General features: G+C 62.4%; 22 protein-coding genes and 1 tRNA gene. 11 read left to right on the top strand and 12 right to left on the bottom strand.

Annotated elements, in window-relative coordinates:
• Positions 1 to 184: 184 nt before the first annotated feature.
• Positions 185 to 1,396, top strand: coding sequence for a UbiH/UbiF family hydroxylase (locus ILFOPFJJ_RS23250; protein WP_173513338.1), 1,212 nt, complete (start codon positions 185 to 187; stop codon positions 1,394 to 1,396).
• Here the strand turns inward: ILFOPFJJ_RS23250 and ILFOPFJJ_RS23245 are convergent.
• Together ILFOPFJJ_RS23245 and ILFOPFJJ_RS23240 are read right to left on the bottom strand one after the other, a co-directional pair.
• The gene (locus ILFOPFJJ_RS23245) at positions 1,364 to 2,326 is read right to left on the bottom strand and encodes an AEC family transporter (protein WP_173512908.1); all 963 of its coding nucleotides are present in this window, start codon (positions 2,324 to 2,326) and stop codon (positions 1,364 to 1,366) included. The genes ILFOPFJJ_RS23250 and ILFOPFJJ_RS23245 overlap by 33 nt on opposite strands.
• A gap of 219 nt (positions 2,327 to 2,545) precedes the next feature.
• Positions 2,546 to 3,292: a cytochrome c biogenesis CcdA family protein gene (locus ILFOPFJJ_RS23240; RefSeq protein ID WP_173512907.1), complete on the bottom strand. Its 747-nt coding sequence runs from the start codon at positions 3,290 to 3,292 to the stop codon at positions 2,546 to 2,548.
• Positions 3,293 to 3,596: 304 nt separating this feature from the next.
• Here ILFOPFJJ_RS23240 and ILFOPFJJ_RS23235 point away from each other — a divergent pair.
• A tRNA-Lys gene (locus ILFOPFJJ_RS23235) sits at positions 3,597 to 3,672 on the top strand.
• Between the two features lie 72 nt (positions 3,673 to 3,744).
• Here ILFOPFJJ_RS23235 and ILFOPFJJ_RS23230 read toward each other — a convergent pair.
• The 3 genes from ILFOPFJJ_RS23230 to ILFOPFJJ_RS23220 form a co-directional block, all read right to left on the bottom strand.
• Positions 3,745 to 4,050, bottom strand: coding sequence for a hypothetical protein (locus ILFOPFJJ_RS23230; RefSeq protein ID WP_173512906.1), 306 nt, complete (start codon positions 4,048 to 4,050; stop codon positions 3,745 to 3,747).
• 209 nt (positions 4,051 to 4,259) lie between these two features.
• The gene (locus tag ILFOPFJJ_RS23225; RefSeq protein WP_312032732.1) at positions 4,260 to 5,552 is read right to left on the bottom strand and encodes a GGDEF domain-containing response regulator; all 1,293 of its coding nucleotides are present in this window, start codon (positions 5,550 to 5,552) and stop codon (positions 4,260 to 4,262) included.
• A gap of 398 nt (positions 5,553 to 5,950) precedes the next feature.
• Complete coding sequence (locus ILFOPFJJ_RS23220) at positions 5,951 to 6,784, bottom strand: response regulator (RefSeq protein WP_173512905.1); 834 nt, start codon at positions 6,782 to 6,784, stop codon at positions 5,951 to 5,953.
• Positions 6,785 to 6,925: 141 nt separating this feature from the next.
• On the opposite strand from ILFOPFJJ_RS23220, the gene ILFOPFJJ_RS23215 reads away from it, so the two are divergent.
• The gene (locus tag ILFOPFJJ_RS23215) at positions 6,926 to 7,465 is read left to right on the top strand and encodes an AAA family ATPase (protein ID WP_210267531.1); all 540 of its coding nucleotides are present in this window, start codon (positions 6,926 to 6,928) and stop codon (positions 7,463 to 7,465) included.
• 62 nt (positions 7,466 to 7,527) lie between these two features.
• Here the strand turns inward: ILFOPFJJ_RS23215 and ILFOPFJJ_RS23210 are convergent, their stop codons facing one another.
• Positions 7,528 to 8,391, bottom strand: a complete 864-nt coding sequence (locus ILFOPFJJ_RS23210) for an alpha/beta fold hydrolase (protein ID WP_173512904.1) — start codon at positions 8,389 to 8,391, stop codon at positions 7,528 to 7,530.
• 170 nt (positions 8,392 to 8,561) lie between these two features.
• Here ILFOPFJJ_RS23210 and ILFOPFJJ_RS23205 point away from each other — a divergent pair, with 170 nt between their 5' ends.
• The 3 genes from ILFOPFJJ_RS23205 to ILFOPFJJ_RS23195 all read left to right on the top strand — a co-directional run bounded on the left by ILFOPFJJ_RS23205 (position 8,562) and on the right by ILFOPFJJ_RS23195 (position 10,812).
• On the top strand, positions 8,562 to 9,971 hold the full coding sequence (locus tag ILFOPFJJ_RS23205; protein WP_173512903.1) for an adenylate/guanylate cyclase domain-containing protein: 1,410 nt from the start codon (positions 8,562 to 8,564) through the stop codon (positions 9,969 to 9,971).
• Positions 9,972 to 10,068: 97 nt separating this feature from the next.
• Complete coding sequence (locus ILFOPFJJ_RS23200; RefSeq protein ID WP_173512902.1) at positions 10,069 to 10,332, top strand: hypothetical protein; 264 nt, start codon at positions 10,069 to 10,071, stop codon at positions 10,330 to 10,332.
• Between the two features lie 72 nt (positions 10,333 to 10,404).
• Complete coding sequence (locus tag ILFOPFJJ_RS23195) at positions 10,405 to 10,812, top strand: GFA family protein (protein WP_173512901.1); 408 nt, start codon at positions 10,405 to 10,407, stop codon at positions 10,810 to 10,812.
• Positions 10,813 to 10,826: 14 nt separating this feature from the next.
• On the opposite strand, the gene ILFOPFJJ_RS23190 is transcribed toward ILFOPFJJ_RS23195, so the two are convergent.
• On the bottom strand, positions 10,827 to 11,498 hold the full coding sequence (locus ILFOPFJJ_RS23190) for a redoxin domain-containing protein (RefSeq protein ID WP_173512900.1): 672 nt from the start codon (positions 11,496 to 11,498) through the stop codon (positions 10,827 to 10,829).
• A 145-nt stretch (positions 11,499 to 11,643) separates the two neighbouring features.
• A complete protein-coding gene (locus ILFOPFJJ_RS23185; RefSeq protein ID WP_173512899.1) occupies positions 11,644 to 12,216 on the bottom strand; it encodes a DinB family protein in 573 nt (190 codons plus the stop codon).
• On the opposite strand from ILFOPFJJ_RS23185, the gene ILFOPFJJ_RS23180 reads away from it, so the two are divergent.
• Positions 12,206 to 12,625: a hypothetical protein gene (locus ILFOPFJJ_RS23180; RefSeq protein WP_173512522.1), complete on the top strand. Its 420-nt coding sequence runs from the start codon at positions 12,206 to 12,208 to the stop codon at positions 12,623 to 12,625. The two genes, ILFOPFJJ_RS23185 and ILFOPFJJ_RS23180, sit on opposite strands and share 11 nt — an antisense overlap.
• On the opposite strand, the gene ILFOPFJJ_RS23175 is transcribed toward ILFOPFJJ_RS23180, so the two are convergent.
• Positions 12,597 to 13,673 carry a class I SAM-dependent methyltransferase gene (locus ILFOPFJJ_RS23175; protein WP_173512898.1) on the bottom strand — a complete coding sequence of 359 codons (1,077 nt, stop codon included), beginning with the start codon at positions 13,671 to 13,673 and terminating at the stop codon, positions 12,597 to 12,599. The genes ILFOPFJJ_RS23180 and ILFOPFJJ_RS23175 overlap by 29 nt on opposite strands.
• 168 nt (positions 13,674 to 13,841) lie before the next feature.
• Between ILFOPFJJ_RS23175 and ILFOPFJJ_RS23170 the strand changes: the two genes are divergently transcribed.
• The 3 genes from ILFOPFJJ_RS23170 (at position 13,842) to ILFOPFJJ_RS23160 (ending at position 16,246) form a co-directional block, all read left to right on the top strand.
• Positions 13,842 to 14,891 (top strand): GlxA family transcriptional regulator, encoded by a 1,050-nt coding sequence (locus tag ILFOPFJJ_RS23170; protein ID WP_173512897.1) that lies wholly within the window; start codon positions 13,842 to 13,844, stop codon positions 14,889 to 14,891.
• Between the two features lie 130 nt (positions 14,892 to 15,021).
• The gene (locus ILFOPFJJ_RS23165) at positions 15,022 to 15,681 is read left to right on the top strand and encodes a dihydrofolate reductase family protein (protein ID WP_173512896.1); all 660 of its coding nucleotides are present in this window, start codon (positions 15,022 to 15,024) and stop codon (positions 15,679 to 15,681) included.
• Positions 15,682 to 15,826: 145 nt separating this feature from the next.
• Positions 15,827 to 16,246, top strand: a complete 420-nt coding sequence (locus tag ILFOPFJJ_RS23160) for a CBS domain-containing protein (protein WP_173512895.1) — start codon at positions 15,827 to 15,829, stop codon at positions 16,244 to 16,246.
• Between the two features lie 229 nt (positions 16,247 to 16,475).
• Here the strand turns inward: ILFOPFJJ_RS23160 and ILFOPFJJ_RS23155 are convergent, their stop codons facing one another.
• On the bottom strand, positions 16,476 to 16,739 hold the full coding sequence (locus ILFOPFJJ_RS23155; RefSeq protein ID WP_173513335.1) for a hypothetical protein: 264 nt from the start codon (positions 16,737 to 16,739) through the stop codon (positions 16,476 to 16,478).
• Positions 16,740 to 17,232: 493 nt separating this feature from the next.
• Here ILFOPFJJ_RS23155 and ILFOPFJJ_RS23150 point away from each other — a divergent pair, with 493 nt between their 5' ends.
• Positions 17,233 to 18,201: a FecR family protein gene (locus ILFOPFJJ_RS23150; protein ID WP_173512894.1), complete on the top strand. Its 969-nt coding sequence runs from the start codon at positions 17,233 to 17,235 to the stop codon at positions 18,199 to 18,201.
• 53 nt (positions 18,202 to 18,254) lie between these two features.
• Here the strand turns inward: ILFOPFJJ_RS23150 and ILFOPFJJ_RS23145 are convergent, their stop codons facing one another.
• Together ILFOPFJJ_RS23145 and ILFOPFJJ_RS23140 are read right to left on the bottom strand one after the other, a co-directional pair.
• Entirely contained in the window at positions 18,255 to 20,393 is a 2,139-nt protein-coding gene (locus ILFOPFJJ_RS23145; protein WP_173512893.1) for a CHASE2 domain-containing protein, read from the bottom strand.
• Positions 20,394 to 20,561: 168 nt separating this feature from the next.
• Complete coding sequence (locus ILFOPFJJ_RS23140; RefSeq protein ID WP_173512892.1) at positions 20,562 to 21,161, bottom strand: YdeI/OmpD-associated family protein; 600 nt, start codon at positions 21,159 to 21,161, stop codon at positions 20,562 to 20,564.
• Between the last annotated feature and the right edge of the window lie 66 nt (positions 21,162 to 21,227).

Here is a 21,227-nt window from a genome sequence, read left to right as displayed (position 1 = left end):
TTTGCGATGCATCGCCAGCAAAATTCAAGTGCAAAAGCATCGCAAGGGAATTGTCCTGTGGACATGCGGCGATTGCCGCCGCGCTGATTCAGCCCATTTATTTCAATGGGCTATGCGAGTAGAACAGTCGCCGAGGTCTTAAGAAATGCGCAAGGATGCGCGCGGGAAGAGGTCCCTGTCGGCTATGGATCACTACGACATCGTTATTATCGGAGCGGGCTTTGCAGGATCACTCGCTGCGATCGCGCTGGCGCGAAACGGCCACCGGGTCGCATTGATCGGGCCAAGGCCCGCAATCGCCGATGGACGCACCACCGCGCTTATGGACCAGTCGATCGAATACCTCAAGAAACTCGATCTCTGGGACGAGATCGTGCCGCTGACGGCGCCGCTCGTCGCCATTCATATCATCGACGCAACAAAGCGGCTGTTGCGTGCGCCGCCGGTCAATTTCAGGGCGTCGGAAGTAGGATTGGAGGCCTTCGGCTACAACATTCCGAATGCACCTTTCCTCGAAATCCTGGAGAAGCATGAAGCCGGGCTGCCGACGCTCGATCGGCTGACCGCGGCGGCAACGACCTTCGACCTCGCAGAAGAGGAAATGAGGATCGGGCTCGACGACGGCCGAACGGTCACCGCCGACCTGATAATCGGCGCCGACGGGCGGCGCTCTGCCGTGCGTGAGGCCGCGGGCATCTTCGTGCATACGTGGTCCTATCCGCAAACGGCTGTCGTGCTGAATTTCGGCCATGAGCTTCCGCATCAGGACGTGTCGACCGAGTTCCATACCGAAGCCGGACCGCTGACCCAGGTTCCGCTCCCCGGCAACCGCTCAAGCCTCGTATGGGTTCAGAAGCCGCGCGATGCGGAAGAGACGCTGAAGCTCGCGCCGGATATGCTTTCGCGCGTCATCGAGGATCGGCTGCAATCCATTCTCGGCAAGGTTACAGCAGAGGGCATTCCGCAGTCCTTCCCGCTCTCCGGCATGACCGCTCGCCGCTTCGGCAAGGGGCGCATCATGCTCGTCGGCGAAGCTGCTCATGCCTTTCCGCCGATCGGCGCCCAGGGTCTCAATCTCAGCCTCCGCGACGTCATGACGCTCGTCGAACTCGTGGGACGGGCGACCGGCAGCAAACTGCCGGCCGGCACCGGCGACCGGTTCGACAGCCGCAGGCGGATCGATATCGTCAGCAGAACCGCGAGCGTGGATCTTCTCAACCGCTCCCTGCTCTCCGGCTTCCTTCCGGTTCAGGCGCTGCGCGCCGTCGGCTTGCATCTGCTCTCGTCCGCGGGTCCGCTTCGCGGCCTGCTGATGCGCGAAGGCATTCATCCCGGCAGCACCATTACCGCGCTCAAGGAAAGTTTACGGGAAAAGGTCAGCCGGAAGAGCGCCTGAGCGGATCAGATAAAGCAGGCCCGTTACGGTTGCGACCGACAGCAGCGTCGTGATCAGGATCGTCGCCGAGGCGCGCTCCTGCCAGACGTGATACTGATGGGCGATCACGAAGACATTCGTCGCCGTGGGCAACGAGGCGAGCAGCACCGCCGTCTGCACCCAGACAGGATCATAGTCACCGCCGAGGCTGAGCGCGGCATACATCAGCAGGGGGTGAAGGATCAGCTTCACCGAAACGATGTAACCGATTTCGACGGGAATCCGTTTGATCGGCCTCAGTGCCAGCGTAACGCCCATGGCAAAGAGCGCGCAAGGAGCAGCCGCCTGCGCCAGATAGTCAATCAGCCTTTGCAGTGGCACCGGTGGCTGCACAGCAAGAAACGCCGCGGCGACACCGGCCAATGTGGACAGAATGAAGGGATGCAGCGCAATTCTGCGCGCAATACCGAGCGCGAGGACGGCAGGCGGCTCCTTCCGACCGCCAGCAGCGGCCATCATTGCGGGCGCAACCGTGAAATGCGCCGCGTTCTCGAAGCAGAAGATCAGCGCAACGGGAACGGCCGCCGCCTCACCCAGTGCAAGCAACGCCAGTCCCGGCCCCATGTAACCGATGTTGCCATAGGCGGCGGCAAATCCCTGAATCGTTGCCTCGGGGATGGTGCTCCGGCGCAGAAACACTCCGGCCGCGAAGATCAGTGCAAAGACGACATAGGTCGTCCCGACACTGGTCAGAATAAAGTCAGCGCGCGTCAGCTGCTCGACCGGTGTGCGAGATACCAGCTTGAAGAAAAGCGCGGGCAAGGCGAGATAAATGATGAACGTGTTCAGCCAACCCATCGCTTCGCCGGGATGATCGACGAAGCGAGCAGCGACATAACCGAGGAAGATCAGCCCGAAGAAGGGCAGCACCAAGCCTGCAATTTCCGCCATGTCCCCTTCCCTCGCTCGCCACCGTCCTTACAGTGCGGCGCGTCTAATCAGACGCGCAAGGTCGCTGTAAAGCTTTGAGTTTCTGCATGAATCAATTCCGATTTAAGGAGTCGTGCAGTAGCGCGATTCCAGGGAAAGCATGTAACGGTTTTCCGTCCGGAATTGCGTCGTTTCAAAGAGTTGGACCGTTTCACCGTTTCCAATGAACGGCGAAACGCGCTAGCCGATTTGCATCAGGATGGGAAAGGTCTGCTGGAACCAGATCGCGACCGAACTGACGAGGCCGAAGAGGAAGGCGAGGCCCGCCAGGACGAGCAGTGCGCCCATCAACTTCTCGACGAGGCCGAGATGACGCCTGAAGCGCGAGAGAAACTGCATGAAAGCACCGGAAAACCCGGCTGCGATCCAGAACGGAACGGCAAGGCCGAGCGAATAGATCGCCAAAAGCAGCGCGCCGTCGGTTACCGTGTCGCGCGCGGCAGCGACCCCGAGAATGGTGCCGAGCACAGGGCCGATGCAGGGTGTCCAGCCGAACGCGAAGGCAAGGCCCATGATATAGGCACCCGACAGCGTAGCCGGCTTGCCGCCACCCTGAAAGCGCGCCTCGCGCGCGAGCAGGCCGATCCGGAAAACGCCAAGGAAATGCAGCCCCATGACGATGATTATGATGCCGCCGATGCGCGACAGCAGATCCATGTATTGCCGCAACAGGAGACCGATCGACGATGCCCCAGCCCCAAGCGCGACGAAGACGGTCGCAAAGCCGAGCGTGAAGAACAAAGCCGCCGACAGCACGGCGCGCCGGGTGCTGGCGACCGCGACGGTATCGCCACCGCGAAACTGGTCAACGGAGACGCCGGCCATATAGCAGAGGTATGGCGGGACCAGTGGCAGGACACAGGGCGAAAGAAAGGACAGAGCGCCTGCGAGGATGGCTGTCCAGATGGAAATATCGGCAATCGACAACGGCTACAACTCCGGCACTCGGCATATCGCCTCTCTATACGTATACGTATACAGTGAAACCAATCACCTTTTGGCGATCATTTTGCCGCACGCATCGCCGCCCTCGGCCGTGGAACCAGAGTGAAGACACCAGGTTCCGCATTGGCACTGACATGGCACTTATGCAAATCGGTGGCATTCTCGATTTCCGATCGCTTCGATCCGAATGCATAAGCGCCATGCGACGCAATTTTTGGGTTGACCACGACGAAGCTCGCGTGCATATGTCCGCCCACTTCCACCGGGCTTCACGGCCGCGGCGCGGGAGCGCGTAGCTCAGTCGGTAGAGCAACTGACTTTTAATCAGTAGGTCCAGGGTTCGAATCCCTGCGCGCTCACCACCCAATTGCCAATGAAATAAACGGGTTGCATGCATTTTCTAACGTTTACGATGCATGCCGCATTTGCGATATTTACAGCACATTTCCGGCTTCTGCGGCACATGATTGGCGCACGGCACATGGCAGCAACGGAATCGGCTTACCAGAAGCGTCTTCCATGCTAAGCTCTCGCTCGCTGAGCCAAGGTATTCCATGTGCGAGAATCGCTATGACCGTCGCAAAGAAACCGACGGCACGTGGACGATATTTGACATCTTCATGGGTATGCCGGCACGCGTGAACGATGTTGAGCAGGTCGGTCTTGAGATCGAGCAGGCTGACATTCTGGTCGACTTGCTGAACGAGCTCTCCAAAATGCGACGAGTCGGTAGTGTGCATTGAGGGACACCTCTCCGCGAGCTGCAAGAGCTAGTCAGGGTTCTGCTCGCAAGGCCATGCTTCAGCCAACGCAGCGCCAATGACCGCCTGCATTGGCCAGTCAGCTAAAAATTATCCGCTGCTATTTTCCGGCATACAACGTCCTGGACGGCTCAAGACTTACGCCTGGGTAAATACAGCGCCGAATTTTGCAGCCCTGTCAGCTAACCTTACGACGCCAGCGCTTCCAGCAGCGTCAGTTCCGACACCACCCGGTTTCGCCCGGCATGCTTCGCCATGTAGAGGAATTGGTCGGCGGCGTGGAGATAGTTGTCGAAGGCTTCCTGTGCCTCGATGGTCGCAAGGCCGATCGAGATCGTGATCGTCAGTTCCTCGTCGTCGGCGACGATCTTCGAGCGTTCCATTTCGAGCCGCAGCCGCTCGCAGAAATCATAGGCGCGCCGGACATCGAGCGCATTGAAGAGAATGCCGAATTCCTCGCCGCCGAGGCGCGCGAGCAGGTGCTCCTCGCCCACCAGCGACTTCAGCCGCCGCGCCACGTGCTTCAGCACGATATCGCCGATCTCGTGGCCATAGGTGTCGTTGAGGCGTTTGAAATGATCGATGTCGACGACGGCTATCGAGGCGCCTGCGCCGCGCCTCAGGCATTGCTCGACGAGGCGTGGCCCCGTGAGAAAGAAATGGCGACGGTTATAAATGTTCGTCAGATAGTCGCTCGCCGCCATCCGGCGAAGCGCCTGCAGGCGCTTGTGCATGGCGATAGCCTGCGCTACCCGCGCGTTGAATTCCGCTTCAAGGTAAGGCTTTCGGATGAAGTCCACGCCGCCGGCCTCGAGAAACCGCGCTGCCAGCCGGGCATCGCCGTCATCGGAGAGGCCGATGACCGGCGCGGCATCCTCGCCCTGGCGGTTGCGAATTTCGGCGACCAGCACCGCGCCGTTCATGTCGTCGAGTTCCGTCTCGGTGACGACCAGATCGACAGCCTCGCCGGCATCGAGAAATTGCAGGGCCTCTCCGGCCGTGCTCGCCTCGATGATCGAATAGCGCTGCCGGCGCAAAAGGCCGGCGAGATCGTAGCGCGAGGCCCTGTTGGGATTGACGACCAGCACTGTCGTCCGGCCCTCTGTCAGGGCCCGATCGACCGCCGAGATCAGCCGCTGGATCGACTCCGGTTCGTTCTTCACGATGCAGTCCAGCACGTCCTTGCCGAGGATATTCTCGCGCGTGCCGTCGTTGAAGGCAGCGGTGAAGACGATCACCGGCAAGCGACTGGCGAGAACGAAGTCAAGCGCCTCACAGTTCGGCGCATCAGGCAGGTTAAGGTCGAGCACCGCGAGCGAGAATTCGTCAGGTCCGGCGGCAAGCTCGGTCTTCACTGCTTGGAACGTTCCGCAATGCGTCACCCGCGCACCGAGCGTGGTTTCGAGTCCGTATTTCAACGCCGTCGCGAACATCCGCGAATCCTCGACGAGCAGCAACCGCTTGTCGCGATGCTTCTGCACGCAGTTCGCCTGCCCGGACGTGCGACGCAGTCTCAAAATCCCAGCAGCCCCCATCCCTGCAGCTCCAGCAGCCCGCCAGAGCTGCCGTCTAACTGCAACCAATTTAATTCATGCACGATGTTGCATGGTTCCTTGCATCGGCTCCGATCCAGGAATTCATGCAACGGGTTCATGCATTGGCCGCAGGCGTTTCCCTAGGATGACGCTGGCCCTAAACGATTGCGCCGGTGCCGACCTCATCTGCCGAGTTGCCATTCGGCAGGGTCCGTCACCGGGTTCCCCATTTCTTGTTTTAAACGGATTGAAAGGCCTGCCGGTTGCGATTTCGTTAACGCAGCAACCGGCGGTGCGAAATAGGATACGCGGTTTACCCGCGAGGCATCGGAAGGGACGCCAGATCAGGCCGGGATTTTCATCTTGCCGCTCAGCGTCCGGATCTTCGTCAGTGTGTCGAGGTTCTGGTTGACCCGGCAGTAGAACTCCTCGTTGACGAAGGGGCGCACGACGAAATCGTTGCCGCCGGCCTTGAGGAACCGGGCGGAAAGCAGCCGGTTCGTCGAGGACGAGACACCGATGACGCGCAGCTGATGCGGGCCGTATGCCGCGCGGATACGGCGCGTCAGCTCGAAGCCGTCGATATCCGGCATGTTGTAGTCGGTGATGACAAGCGCGATATCGGGATTGTTCTTGAGGATTTCGAGCGCGGCGGCACCGCTCTCGGCCGAGCTCGTGCGGAAGTTATAGCGTTTCAGCTGCGTTGTCAGAAGCGCGCGCGCCGTCGGGCTGTCGTCGACGATCAGCACGTGATGCTTCTGGTTGGTCAGAAAGCGGCAGACCGACTCCGCCAGCATGTCGACGGCGAAGACGCTGTCCTTGATGACATAGTCGACGATGTCCTTGGCCAGGATCGCCTCGCGCGTCTTCTCCTGGAAAGAGCCGGTGAAGACGATCGTCGGTACGCTCATCTCGATCAGGTAGTTCAGCGCCTCGCCGTTTTCCGCACCCGGAAGATTGATGTTGGAGATCGCGAGCGAGGCCGGAAAAGAGGCGTTCTCGACGGCGAACTGCAAATCCTCGTAGTCGCGGCAGACGATCACGTCGATGTCGAACAGCTCCTTCAGCCGCTTCGAGACCATCGAGGCAAAGAGGTTTGAGTCCTCGGCAAGCACGATGCGGTGCTCGCCAAGGGATTCGCCGGAATAGTACATTCCGGAAACGCCGAAGAATGACATTGATCGCCCATGAGAAAGAGTGTCCCGGGAAGCATGCTAGGGGCAAAAGCTTTTATTGGGGGTTAATGCTACCCGACACTCGGATTGCTGTTTCGCCGCGATGATATGGAAGTCTTGAACGCATTCCCATAAAACGAGCCCATGATCGATCTCGCAGGCCACATTCTCATCCTGACGGGCACGCCAGGATCCGGAAAAACGACGACAGCGAAGGCCCTTGCAAGGGAGCCAGGGTCGCCGAAGGTGCATCTTCACGCCGATGATTTCTGGCATTTCATCAAGCACGGCGCGATTGCGCCCTATCTGCCCGAATCCGCCGGGCAGAACAGGATCGTCATCGATGTTCTGGCAAGGGCTGCGGAGGGATATGCGAGCGGCGGCTATTTCGTTGTTGTGGACGGCATCGTCGGACCCTGGTTCCTGCCGGCATTCACGGCCCTGACTGTACCGCTGCATGACATCGTCCTTCGCCCGCCGCTAGACCTCGCCATCAGGCGTTGCCGCGAACGCGGCGGCGACACGCTGACCGATCCCGGCCCGATCACTGAGCTTCACAGGCAACTCTCGACGCTCGGAGAGCTTGAACGGCATGCATTGCGGACGGAGGACTGGAGCCGCGAGCAGATGCTGCGAAAGGTGATTGTGGCCGTGGAAAGCGGGGCATTTCGCCTGCAGCCGTGACGGTACAGGCGAAACGGCAGGGCAGATCGTTTCAGCTCTGCCCCGCTCGGCTGGCGATCTTCCTATTCGAACATGCCCTTCGGCGTCTCGCCCTTCAGAAACGGTTCGATGAAGGCATGCAGCAACTGCGGCTGTTTGATGACGGCGGTGTGCGACGTCGCCGGCAGGACGGCGAGGCGCGACGCCGGCAACGGCTTGCCCATGTCGCCCATGACGCCGCCGCCGAGCAGCCGGAACAGCGCAACCGAATGTTCGAGGGTCGCGACATCGGCGTCCCCGGTGACGATCAGCACGGGAGTCTTCAGCGCCTTCACGTCCGCCTCCCATGCCATCGGCTCCTTTTCGAGCTGGATCAACTTCTTGACCAGGTCAGGAAACCCGTCCGGGTTGGCCGCGAGCTTACGAAACTCTTCCGCAAACGGCATCGCCAGGAACATCTCGACCGTCATCTGCGGGATGAATTCCTTGAAGGCCGGCTGCCAGCCCTCGGCATCGTAGGCGACGGAAGCGGCGACGAGCTTGTTGACCTTCTCCGGGTGGCGGATAGCAAGCTGCAGCCCGGCGGCCGAACCCATGGAATAGCCGAAGACATCGGCCTTCTTGATGCCGGCGGCATCCATGAACGCCGCGACGTCGTCCGCCAGGTTGGGATAGGTGATCGGTCTGTCGATGTCGGTGGTGCGGCCGTGGCCTTGCAGCTCGAGTGCGTAGACCTTATGGGTCTCGGCAAGCTTGGGGATGATCTCGCCCATCGACGGGATGTTCATGTAGGCGCCGTGGAGCACGATCAGCGGATCGCCCTCGCCCGAAACCTCGTAGTACATCAGCATGCCGTTGACCTTGACCCGATCTCCCACGGGTTCGGATTGGGCGAGCACGGGGCCTGCGACAAACAGAGCCCCGGCAATCAGAGCGGTACGGAACATCGATATCCCTCCTCGTTCGTGCGCGGCCTGTGCCGGCGTCGACAATAAGACGAACGGCCTTTGCGTACTCCGACATGGCGCTCCGGATTTTATGTCGGGCCGACACTTCCCTTCGGCGCGACAATGACAAATCCGCTGTCCGTGCCGCGATTTCCGTATAGAATGCGCGCATGGGTGAAGCTCAGACTTTGTTCGATGCACTGCGCCAATCGGTCAAGCCGGAGATCGTCGATGCCTTCGAGCGGCTCGTTCGGGATGCGCCGGACCGCAAGCTCTGCCGCATCAACGCGCTTGCCTTCGCGGCGGCCGAAGGGCTCGACGAGGAGCTGACGATCGCGGGCTTCCTGCATGCCTCCCATCACGGCATCTTCGAATTGTCCTGGAACGTGCTCTGCCCGGGCTGCGGCGGCGTGCTCGACGCCAATACGTCGCTCAAATCCGTGCAGCGGGCGGAATATACCTGCGCCCTCTGCGCCGCCGGCTACGAGCCGACGCTCGACGAAATGGTCGAGGTGACCTTCACGGTGAACCCGCGGGTGCGCCACATCGAGGGGCACAGTCCGCACAAGCTGCCGCCCGCCGAATATTTCCGCCAGGTCTACTGGGGCTCTGGCGTCGACCTGCCGGAAGAGGGATTTGAAGCGAAGATCGACGAGTTCATGATCGAGGCGCTCGAATTGCCGCCCGGCGAGAAGGCCGTCATCGCGCTGCAGCTTCCGGCGCAGTTTGTCATCATCTTCGAGCCGGTGACGCATGCGGCGCAATTCCTGGAGGTGACGGGCGAGCCGACCAAGGAGCGAAGGAACCTTGCCCTCGTCTTCGACCGCGGCCACCGCCACAACGAGACCTTGCGCCTCCAGCCCGGGCCGCTGAGGATCCAGGTGGAGAACCACGCCGAAGTCCGCACGCTGCCTACGGTGTGCATCGCAAACGACGTGCTCCACGACATGCTCGGCCGCCGGCGACCATTCCTGACGGCCAAGCGCCTGCTTTCCAACCAGACGTTCCGCGACCTTTATCGCACCGACACGATCGACGTCGACCAGCGGCTGAAGATCACCAGCCTCACCTTTCTCTTTACCGACCTGCGCGGCTCGACCGAACTTTACGAACGCGTCGGCGACCTCGCGGCCTTCGATCTGGTGAAGACCCATTTCAGCGTCCTGAACGAGATCGTCGCGGCCGAGGCCGGCGCTGTCGTCAAGACGATCGGCGACGCGGTGATGGCGACCTTCCCGACACCGGACCGGGCCGTCGCCGCGGCGATGCGGATGCGCGATGCGATGCGCGAACTCAACGAGGAGCGCGGCAGCGAGGACCTGCTTCTGAAGATCGGCATCCACGAGGGACCGTGCATCGCCGTCAGCCTCAACGAACGTCAGGACTATTTCGGCCAGACCGTCAACATCGCCTCGCGCGTCCAGCACCTCGCCACCTCGCGCGAGATCTTCGCCACCGGTTCCGTTATCGAGGACCCACGCGCCTTGAGCCTCCTCAGCGACCGCGGGCTCAATCCCATGTCGCACAACGTTACGCTTCGCGGCATCACCAACGAGATCAGCATTTTTGCGATCCCGTGAACGCCGGGCTGGGCAACTTTGGCAAAAGGCATGCTCCGTCGTTCATTGCCAATTCAGGCTCGATGGCCGAGTATCATGGCAACGCAAGGAGAAAGACATGCGCATCCAGCTTGCCCTGTTTGCTGCCGTGGCCCCGTTTGCTGCCGTGGCGATGACGACCGGCACCGCGGAGGCCGGGAGCCAGTCGTCGAATTCGAGCTCGAACAGCTCGTCCAACAATGGCGTCGTCCACGAGCGGATCGTCGAAACCTATTGCGAAGACGGCTATTGCGAGCGCTACGTTCTGCGGCGGGTATATCGCAACCATGGCCACGACGGCGGCCGACGCTATCGCGAACGCTACTATGACGACGATGATTGAGGTCATTGGCCTGATCACTCGCATGCACTAGCTTGATACCGGCCGCCGCCGACATGTCCCACGAGGTGCACCATGGTGTCCCGAACAGCCTCCTGCTCCTGCGGCCAGTTGCGGATTGACGTCCATGGCGAACCGCTCGGCGTCGGCGTCTGTCATTGCCTCGCCTGCCAACGGCGCACGGGCAGCGTCTTTGCGGCGCTGGCAGCCTTCGCCGCCCCCTACGCGGTTTCCGGCACCGCAACCGAATATGTACGAGTCGGCGATCAGGGCGCGCGGTTCAGGTTCCGCTTCTGCCCCGTCTGCGGGACGAACCTCTTCCACACAGAGGAAGGCTACGAGGGATCGTCTGTCGCGGTTGCCGTCGGAGCCTTCGCCGACCCCAGCTTTCCGCCGCCCGAAGACTCGGTCTACGATTGCCGCAGGCACTCCTGGGTACAGCTGCCGCCGGGAATAAGGACCTACGACAAGGATCCGACCTGAGGCAAGGCTCAGCGTCAAAGGTTGTCGGCTGCGGCGATGATCTCGGCCGCGGTCGGGAAGGTGCAGAGGCTGTCCGGCCCGTCGCGCGCCTCAAGCTGCGCCCAGCGGACGATGCCGGCCGCATCGACAAGGAAGTGCCCGACGAGCTGCGTGCCGTGGTTCGCAAAGATGGCGTTGTCGGTTTCGTCCGGCTCGAACCCGTCCTTGGCGTTGAGCACCACGTTGGCGGCCATCGGCTGCAACGGCTGCGGCAGCTCGCCGGTCGGGTTGATGCGCGCCCCTTCGAACTGCTCGACCTTAGCGCGAGAAGGCCACTCGGGCTCGTCGCTGCCCTCGGGCAGGAATTCGATGCGCGGCACACCGAACGCCCGGTGCGTGCGGCAATCCGGGTCGCAAAGAAGGGTTACCGGCGTCGGCTGGTAGCGGAAATAGAGGCGCGCGCGCTCCACCGGCGTGTTGATCACGGCGAGCGTCTCCACCCCGGCTGCGTGCAGGACAGGCTGCACGCGGGCAAGCTGCTTCACCTGACGCCGGCAGAACGGGCAATGCAGCCCGCGAAAGAAGCCTATCAGGAACGGGCGGCCACGCAGGCTGTCGAGGGAGACGGTGCCCTCGGCGTTGGCCGCGGGGAGCGCGAAGGCAGGCGCGGCTTCTCCCGGCTGCAGCGGACGTATCGGCTCTCCCATCGGATCGTTCCCCTGTGGTGTCGTTCAGATGAAGACGGCCAATGACCGTAGCACGTGCCGCGGGAATGCGCAGCGCCGAATCCCTTATCCATCTGACGTTGCGTGTCGCGCCGCGCCGTTGGGGGCCGCTGATCTCGGCACGCCGCTATCGCGTCAGCCGTGCCTCGGTCCAGCCCAATGCCTTGAGGTCCTCGACGCGCGCCTCGCCATTGTCGGCGAGGATGAATTCGTCAATCTGCGGCGGCGGGACGTTCGTCCCCGAGAGCATCGAATGGATCTGACCGCGGTGGTGCTGGCCATGCAGGAAAACGTGAAGCAGCGTATCGGCGACGGTTTCGCTAAGTGTCCTCTCCGGCCAGGGAATGCTGATCCTGCGCGCAAGCTCCTCTACCGTCAGGCTCTCGCTGAAGCCGAGCAGCCATTCGTCGACCTGCGCCCGTTCGATCGCGAATTCGGCCGCCGTCGCGCGGCTTCCGGGCGGTCCCGGCAGGCCGGGACGTTCGCCGCGCAGCGTGTCGATATAATACCGGTCGGCATTCAGGAGATGAACCATCGTCTCCTTGAGCGACGGGAAAAAAGAGGTGCGCGGCGCCTCCCATTCACCGGGGCTGAGCGCCATGCAGGCGTGATCCAGCCGCGCATTGGCAAGGCGGGCGTTGCGTGCAAGCTGGCGGTAGGGCCGGCATATCAAATCCTGCGGCAGGGTCATGTCACGCATAGTGGGACGATTGCGACGGCGCGTCCAGCCGGCAATTGTCGTTACGCCTCCTCGAACGACTGGAGCGTTTCACCGTCTGCTCGAAACGGTGAAACGCTTCAATCCTTTGTCACGGCGCAATTCCGGACTGTTGCACACGTTCCGGGAATTGCTCTTTAAAACAACGCAATTCCCGACGGAAAACCGCTGCACACTTTTCCTGGAATTGCTCTTTAAAACAACGCAATTCCCGACGGAAAACCGCTGCACACTTTTCCTGGAATTGCTCTTTAAAACAACGCAATTCCCGACGGAAAACCGCTGCACACTTTTCCTGGAATTGCTCTTTAAAACAACGCAATTCCCGACGGAAAACCGCTGCACACTTTTCCTGGAATTGCTTAGCGCCGCGCCTCGAGGATCAGGTTGAACGGCGTCTCCATCGCCCGGCGGAAGCGATTGAAGCCGGCCTTGCGGAAGACGTCCGCGAGCCGTGCTTCGCCGGCCTGGGCGCCGAGCACGAGGTGGCCGCCATCGGAAATCGCATGGGCGCAGCAGATCGTCGTCGAGGCGGCATAATAGATTCTCGCCACCGGCGAGATATTATCCTCGACCCGATCGTTGGCGAAGGGCTCCACCAGCATCACCGTCCCCTCGCCTGCCACCGCCTTTGCCGCATGGGCCGCTGCGGCGACCGGATCGCCCATGTCATGCAGACAATCAAAGAAGCAGATCAGGTCGTAATCCGCCCCCGGGTAGCTGTCCGCCCGCGCGGTCGCAAAGGTGACCCGGTCCGAGACGCCCGCCTCCGCCGCAACCTTGCGCGCCTCGGCCACCGATTCCGGGTGCGTATCGAAGCCATGGAAGCGCGAGGCGGGGAAGGCCTTCGCCATAAGCACCGTCGAATGCCCATACCCGCAGCCGACATCGGCCACGCGGGCGCCGGCCTGGAGCTTCTCGACGACGCCGTCGAGAGCCGGCAGCCATTCGGCGACCAGGCTTGCCTTGTAGGCGTTCCTGTAGAACGCGGCGACACCGCAATAAAGCCGGCCATCATGGTCGCCCCAGGGAATGCCCGCGCCGCTGCGGAAAGCCTCCACCGCCTTCTGCTCATCCGACCACATGGAGGCAGGGACCGACCAGGCGTTGGGGATGAAGACAGGGCTGTCCTCCTCCGCGAGCACAAGCGCCTGTTCCGGCGACAGCTCGTAGGTGCCGCTCACCGCATGATAGGTCACATAGCCGCCCGCCACCTGGGAGCCCAGCCATTCGCGAACGTAACGTTCCGCGCAGCCCGCGCGGCTCGCCAGTTCGTTCGAAGTGAGCGGGCCGGCTCCGGCCATCGCCTTGTAGAGGCCGAGGCGATTGCCGAGGCTTACCATCACGCCGCCGTAACCCGCCGAGAGATCGCCGATCGCCCGCGAGACGAGCGCATCGAGCTTCGCCTGATCGATCCTGTTGTTGTCCAGCTTTTCCATGTTCGTGCTCCTGTCATCCATCCGAAGGTCCAAGGATTTGAAGGATCGCATCTGCCGTGGCCGGGCGGCAGAGCGGGATTGTCCGGAATCGGGCCGTTTGCGCCACGCGCCGTCTCGCGGTAGAACTTATTCACCGACGTGGCGCCGCCCGCCTTTCATGGATTCGAGATGCCGCGCAACACCGCCGAGACCGGATCACACCCGCTTCACGTGAGCCTCGTCGCCATACCCGAGGCGGTCGTGTCGACGCTGAGCGGCATTTTCGACGTGATGAATGCCTTCGCCGTGCTACCTCCACCCGGCGACGCCCCATCCGGTGCGCCGCCGTTTCGGGTCGAGATCGTGGGACTGCAGCCCGGACCGCTGGAACTCGCCAGTCGCGTGCCGGTGATCGTGCAGCGCGGCATCGCCGCGCTCCAGACGACCGACATCGTGATCGTCCCCTCTATCCTGCTCGGACCAGACGGGTGGCAGAAGGGTCGGCATCCGGATCTGGTCGATTGGCTCATCGCCATGCATCACCGCGGCGCGCTTCTGTGCTCGGCCTGCTCGGGCCTTTTCCTGCTCGCAGAGACCGGACTTTTCGACGGCGTCGATACGACGGTGCATTTCGGTTACGCCCAGGCTTTTCAGAGCACCTTCCCGAAGGTGACGATCCACCCTGAACGCGTTCTGGTCGTTTCCGGCGTGCGCGAGGAACTGATCACGTCGGGCGCCTCGATGACCTGGCATGATCTGGCACTCTATCTGATCGCCCGCCACGCCGGAGCAACGGCGGCGCAGGCCATCGCGCGCTACTTCGCGCTGCAATGGCATCAGGACGGGCTCGCGCCCTACATCGTCTTCGAGGGGCGCAACGACCACGGAGACGTTGCGATCCGGGCGGCGCAGGAATGGATCGCGACGCATTTCTCTGTCGCCAACCCGCTGGAGGAGATGGTCCGCCGCGCCGGACTCACCGAACGCACGTTCAAGCGCCGGTTCACCGGCGCAACCGGCCTGAGCCCGATCTCCTACGTCCAGCGGCTGAGGATCGAGGACGCCAAGCGCCGGCTCGAACGAACGGAAGCCCCGGTCGATGAGATCAGCTGGCAGGTCGGCTACGAGGACCCCGCCTTCTTCCGCCGCCTCTTCAAGCGCGTCACGGCGTTGACGCCGGGAAGCTACCGCCGACGATTCAGGATTCCCGACTACGCCCGGCCGCAGCGGAGGAAATAGCGGAGACTTCACCGTCCGAACGTCCCAAGCGGAGATTTTTGTTGAACCGCTGTCGGTCTCGCCCACTGTCGCGCGTCCTAGACCCAGAAACAAAGCTACGCCGGAAACAAAACCGCGAAGGAGAACCACAATGAGGAAGATCGTCGTTGGTGCATTCGTAAGTCTCGATGGAATCATGCAGGCGCCGGGCGGACCAGACGAGGATCCGACAGGCGGTTTCAAATACGGTGGATGGGTCGCGCCCTATTTCGACGAGACGATGGGCGCGGCGGTCGACGAGATGTTTGCCAAACCGTTCGATCTTCTGCTTGGCCGGAAGACCTACGACATTTTCGCGGCGCACTGGCCCTATGCCGGCGCCGATGATCCGATCGGCACGTTGTTCGACCGCATCACCAAATTCGTCGCGACACGCAATCCGGATTTCAAGCTCGGCTGGCAGAACAGCCAGAGCCTCGGCAGCGACGTCGTTGCCACGCTCCGGAAGCTGAAGAGCGAGGACGGGCCGGACCTCCTGACGCAGGGCTCCACCGACTTGCTGCAGACGCTTTTCCGGAATGATCTGGTCGACGAGATGTATGTATCGATCTTTCCGGTCGTGCTCGGAAAGGGCAAGAAACTGTTCGGCGACGGCGCCTCGCCGATGGCTCTGAAGCTGGTCAATTCGAAGGTCTCCGGCTCCGGTGTGACCGTCAACAAGTACGTCCGCGCGGGCGAGGTCGTCACCGGCTCGTTCGAATTCGAGCAGCCGACCGAAGCGGAACTGGAGCGGCGAAAAAACCTGACCTGAGGGGGACGAATTACCGGATCGACCGGTGTCGAGGGCCGCTCCGCCGGCGGCGCGAGCGGCCCTTCCCTTGTGTAATCCCGCCGGATATCAATGATTAGCCATGATTTCCGCCTATGCTTCATGTTTGCCGAACATGGAGGTTACGATGAGAATCTCGGAAGCCATGCACTCCGGAGTACGTTGGATCTCGCCGGACACGGACCTGCGCACGGCAGCACGCATCATGAAGGATGACGATATCGGCGCCCTGCCCGTCGGCGAAAACGATCGCCTGGTCGGGATGGTCACGGATCGCGACATGGCCCTGCGGGCCTTCGCCAACGGCCACGATGTCTCCTCGCTCACGGTGCGAGACGTCATGACCAATGAGATCGTCTTCTGCCGCACCAGCGAATCCATCGAGGACGCCATCCACCTGATGGAAGAGAAGAAAATTCGGCGGTTGCCGGTGATCAATGAGGACAAGCGGATGGTCGGCATGCTGTCGCTCGGTGATATTTCCCACTGCAGCAGCCGGGAAATGACGGGCGAACTGCTCAAGGCCGTCAGCGACCATCACGCCTGATAGAGACGGCTGGTAGCGGTGGTCGCCGCTCCGGGTTGCTGAGGTGACGATCCATGCCATTGCCGCGGAGGCGCTTGCCGGCGTCGCTTTCGGCAAGGAGTCAATCACGGTGCGTCCGCGCCGTGAACGACCTGCATCCGCGAGGTCAGATCGATACGCCTTCACCTCGCGGCAAGCGCGGCAGTCTGCGTCGCGACCAAGCCACTCGTCCGCGGCGTGGCGCCCACGCCTATTTGACGACGACGGAGCCGTTGACGATCTCGATCGTTTCGTCCCCCTGAAGGCCGATGCGGTCGCCGCTCGGCGCCGTGACGAAGCAGCCGCTCGGGCAGATCATTTCCGTTGCGCCTGAACCCACCGCGACTTCCATCCGGCTTTCGCCCTCGACGACGACCAGTACGGCGGTCTCGCCGTCCTTGTTCGTCACGGTCGCAGCGGAAGTGGCTCCCGTCACAAGAATGCCGGAAAGCAAAGCAATCAGGATTGTCTTCATCGCCCACCGACGCTCATCAAGCGCCGCCCCTTGTCGCCGGTCGCGCCCTACGTCCTTGACGTAAGCTCCGGCCCCCTCTTCAGCCCGCGCCAGCCTAAACCGCGGCGGGACGAATTGCATGCTTTTTATCGCTGGACGGCTGAATGCGTGCTGAACGGTGCCCCGCCCGTACGGGGTCTTGTGTCCGGCGTGAATCTCACGACCATAAAACGTTGCTTTTACTCGTGTTTTCTTGAAGTCGCAGCAGCTCGAGGCGATCCGTTAGCCCGAACGGATTAGAGACACGCCACCCCGTCACATGGTAAATAGTCAAACAACTTCGAGTGGGGCGAAGAACAAGTGCTGCAAATATTTCAGCCAATCCCCGCTCCAGCTGGATCGTTTCATTGTCCGTGGAAACAGTGAAATCGATCTAACTCTTTGAAACTAGTGATCACGCAGAAAGACTTCAGGTTGTTACAATCCAGAGTCGCCGTGATCCAGGAGGGGTGCCATGTCTTATTTGCGTGGCGCTGCAATCGTCGCACTCGGTGTCATGTTTCACGGTCCGCTGTCGTTGGCCGCCGAGGTAATCGGCGAGGCAACGCGGATCAGGACTGAAGTCAGGGGTGCGGGCGGTCCGCTGGCGGTCAAAGACCCGGTCCACCGGGACGAACGGATTCTGACCTCAAAATCCGGACTGGGACAATTTGTCTTCCGCGACGGCACCAAGCTGGCCATAGGCTGGGGCTCGTCAGTGGTGATCGACAAGTTCGTCTTCGACGACTCCAACTCCCTGCAGAAGCTCAGCCTGAGGGCGACGAAAGGCACGTTCCGCTGGATCAGTGGAAAATCGAAAAGCACTGCCTACGAGATCCTGACGCCCGCCGGAACGATCGGCGTTCGCGGCACCGCCTTCGACTTCTATGTGCGTGGCGACGGGACGACCGCCGTCGTCCTGCTGAACGGCGCGGCCAGCTTCTGCGGTCCCGGCGGCTGCAAGCAATTGACGCGGCGGTGCGACTGCATCGTCGCCAACCGCAACGGCAAACTCTCGGATGCCCGCCGCGTCGACCGCCGCATCCTGGAGACGCTCGGCGACGAGGCAGCATTGCCGTTCCTCTCCGGCAATCAGCAGCTCGCCGGAGGGCTGGGCTGGGTCGGCGGTGGCTGCAGCATTCGAGCGGCGCTTCCGATTCCGCCAACGCAAGTCACTCCGCGACGCGCCCCCAAGCCTGAGGCACCAAAACCTCCGCCACGCGAAAAACCCCGCGTCGACCACGACAAGGATCCTCGCGATCCTGGCAGGCCACGTCGCGACGATGACAAGCGTCCCGACCATGACGAGCCCCGCCGCGATCCGGGCAGGCCCAGTCACGAGCATGACGATCCACGTCCCGACCGCGGCGATTCTCGTCCCGACCATGGCGAGCCCGCGCGCGATCCCGGCGCCCCCCGCCCGGATCCGGTACGCGAGGGCTAGGCGCAAGACTTATTGAATTCTGGATGGGCAACGGCTGTTCCGCCTCATCCTCATCAGGCATGATCGGCGAAGTGGTCAGCCCGGCGAGAGATCCGGCGGTAGAAATCCGCCAATCCGTCGAGTTTCGCCGCCTTGAGCTTCGCCGCGTTCAGGATCTTGCGGTTCGGCGCGCGGGAACGCAGCGCGTCGACGAGCTTCAAGTGGAGGCACCGCAGTTCGGCGAATTCGGCCGACGCGCCGACTTTTTCGTCGCCGACGACCGCGAAGAGCCTGCTCCGCGTGCTTTTCCCCTTGAGCGCCAGCGCCCCCGCCTCGAGTAAGGCATGGCCCGGCAGCGCCTTTGCGGTCTCCTCGGACACCAGAATGTCGAAGAGAACGTCCTTACACGAGGCTTCGATCCGCGCCGCGACGTTGACCGTGTCGCCAACGGCCGAATAGTTGAAATGCGCCTCGGCGCCCATGTTGCCGACGCAGGCGATGCCGGTGTGAATGCCGACCCCGATCGAGACGCTCTGCTCGCCTCCGAAGCCGAACGCGTCGTCGGCATTGAGGCGCGTAAGCGTCTCGCGCATGGCGAGCGCGGCGCGGACGGCTTTGGCCGGGTGGTCGGCGACATCGACCGGGGCGTTCCAGAAGGCCATGATCGAATCCCCGATGAACTTGTCGAGCGTGCCCTCGTTGGCAATGACGTGGCGGCTCAGCGCATCGAGAAGCGTGTTCAGGAAACCGACGACGGCGGTCGGCGCAAGCCGCTCGCTGATTTCGGTGAAGTTTCTGACGTCGACGAACATCACCGTTAGTTCGCGGTCGTCGCCGCCGAGGCGCAGCGCATCCGGGTTATGCTCGATGCGGTAGAGCAGCGACGGCGAAAGATAATGGCCGAAGGCACGCCGGACCGCTCGGCGTTCCCGGTCGGTCACCAGGAACCGGAATGCCGTTGCGGCGAAATGCGTGATCGATCCGCTGACGATCGGGGCTAGAGGATCGAAGAGCAGCCCGCCGTAAAGAAAGGCGAGCCAGGACGCGACAAGGCCCATCGCGGTGATGAACAGGCCGCAGGCGAGCGCGACCGCGGGGCTGACAAAGGTCGTCAGCATCACCAGCAGGCAGCCCGCCGCGGCGATGCAGAGGATCTCGAGCCCGTCGGCCCAATCCGGGCGCGAGAGAAAGCGACCGGACAAGATCTGCTCCACGGTTTGCGCGTGCAGCGAGACGCCGGGCACGTTCTGCCCGAGGGCGGTTGTGCGGATGTCCTGCAGGCCTGCGGCCGACGTGCCGACGAACACGATGCTGCCCTCGATCGCGGCCTTGGTCGCGGGACTTGGATCTCCGGGCGCGAGCACATGCCTAGCGGAGACATATCGTTCGGCCCGGTCGGGGCTGACATAGAGCCAGAGTTCGCCCGCCGCCGTCACCGGAACCACGAAATCCCCGATCTTCGCATGCGTCATCGTATCCTGCACGTCCGGGGCGCCCGCCAGCACGTAGGTCGTGGCCCCCTGCGCGACGCGCAGCGCTTCGAGCGCAAGGTTCGGATAAAGCTGCTCGCCGTCGCTCAGGAAAAGAGGCACCGCCCGCACAACCGGCGACGGAGCACCGGGATTGAGACTGATATGCCCGAGACCGGCGGCATTTTCCTCAAGCTGCGGCCGGAGCGGCGTCGCCGCCTCTATATGCGGCGGCGCGGCGAAAAGGCTTTCGCCCGTAAACGCAAAGCCCGCCTTGACGGGCGGGCGATAGCTTCCTTCGTTCGAGATGCCGAAGCCCAGGACGACGGGCCGTCCCACGATCGATTGCGCGAAGATCTCGTCATTGTCAGGCAGTCGGCCAAGCAATGACGGGTCGACGCCGTCAATGTCGCGGACGATATTGCGCGGCGAAAGGCGATCGGGCTCGGCAAACAGAATGTCGAAGGCGATTGCCGACACTCCCATCTCGGTCAGCCTGTTCACCAGCACGGCGATGCGATCTCTCGGCCAGGGCCACTGGCCGAGCTCCCGGAGCGACGCCTCGTCTATATCGACGATCCGGACCGGCATGTTCTCGAAGGCGCGCGGTGCAATGCGCTGATACTCGTCGAACGTCAGATTGCGCGCGAGCCGCAGCAACGGCGGATCGCTTGCCCGCAGCATTGTCAGCGCCGCTACAATCGCCAAACCGATAATGACGCCCACCTGCTGCGCGCGTGTCATGCAGCATCCGCCCCCCTACAGCGCCGCGCGTCTTATCAGACGCGCAAAGAACGCAGTAGCGCGGGCAAGCTTACTGCATAATCCGTCAAAGCGGAATCGGATAGATCATCGCCGATTCAAGGCGTTACGGCCGCGTCCCGCGCGGCAGAACCGTGGCCCTATCGGAAATCATTTTCTCCCTTGCGGGTATATCGTCTCGCCGCGCTTCAACATTTCGACAAAGGTCTCGATCTTCCTCTTGCGCCCGGCCTCGGTCTTCATGTTGTGGGTGCGGAAGGCCAGCGCGAAACGGTTCTGCTCGCTGAGCTTCACCAGCATCTCCCTGGCCCGGGGTTCGGCGTCGATGGCGGCTTGCAGATCGTCCGGGATCTTCATGTCCTTGCCGCTTGCATAGGCGCGCTCCCAGCGCCCGTCCGCCTTCGCCATCTCGACCTGCTTCAGCCCGTGCTCGGTCATCCGGCCCTCCGCGATCAGCCGAGCCACATTGTCGACATTGATCTGGCTCCAGGTGCTTTTCCTGCTGCGCGGCGTATAGCGCTGCAAAAAGCTCTTGTCGTCTAGCCCCTTGCGCAAGCCGTCGATCCAGCCCCAGCACAGCACGACGTCGATCGCCTCCTTGGGCGTGATCGACTTCAGCCCCGAACTCACCTTGTGGATCTTGATCCACACCTCGTCCGCCGTGTCGTGGTGCGCGCCGAGCCAGCGATAGAAGCTCTCGGCATCCGCAAACTCGCGAACCTTCTCCGGATCGACCGTTACCGGGGCCATCGGCAGACCCGCCCTTTTGTTGCCGCCATGTTTCGCACCAATCTCCCTCGACGATTCACCCGGCCG

Origin of the sequence: Sinorhizobium psoraleae (genome assembly GCF_013283645.1) — a bacterium.
Classification (GTDB): domain Bacteria; phylum Pseudomonadota; class Alphaproteobacteria; order Rhizobiales; family Rhizobiaceae; genus Sinorhizobium; species Sinorhizobium psoraleae.
Note: the sequence above shows the minus strand (reverse complement) of the source record. Positions and strands in the feature narration are given on the sequence as shown.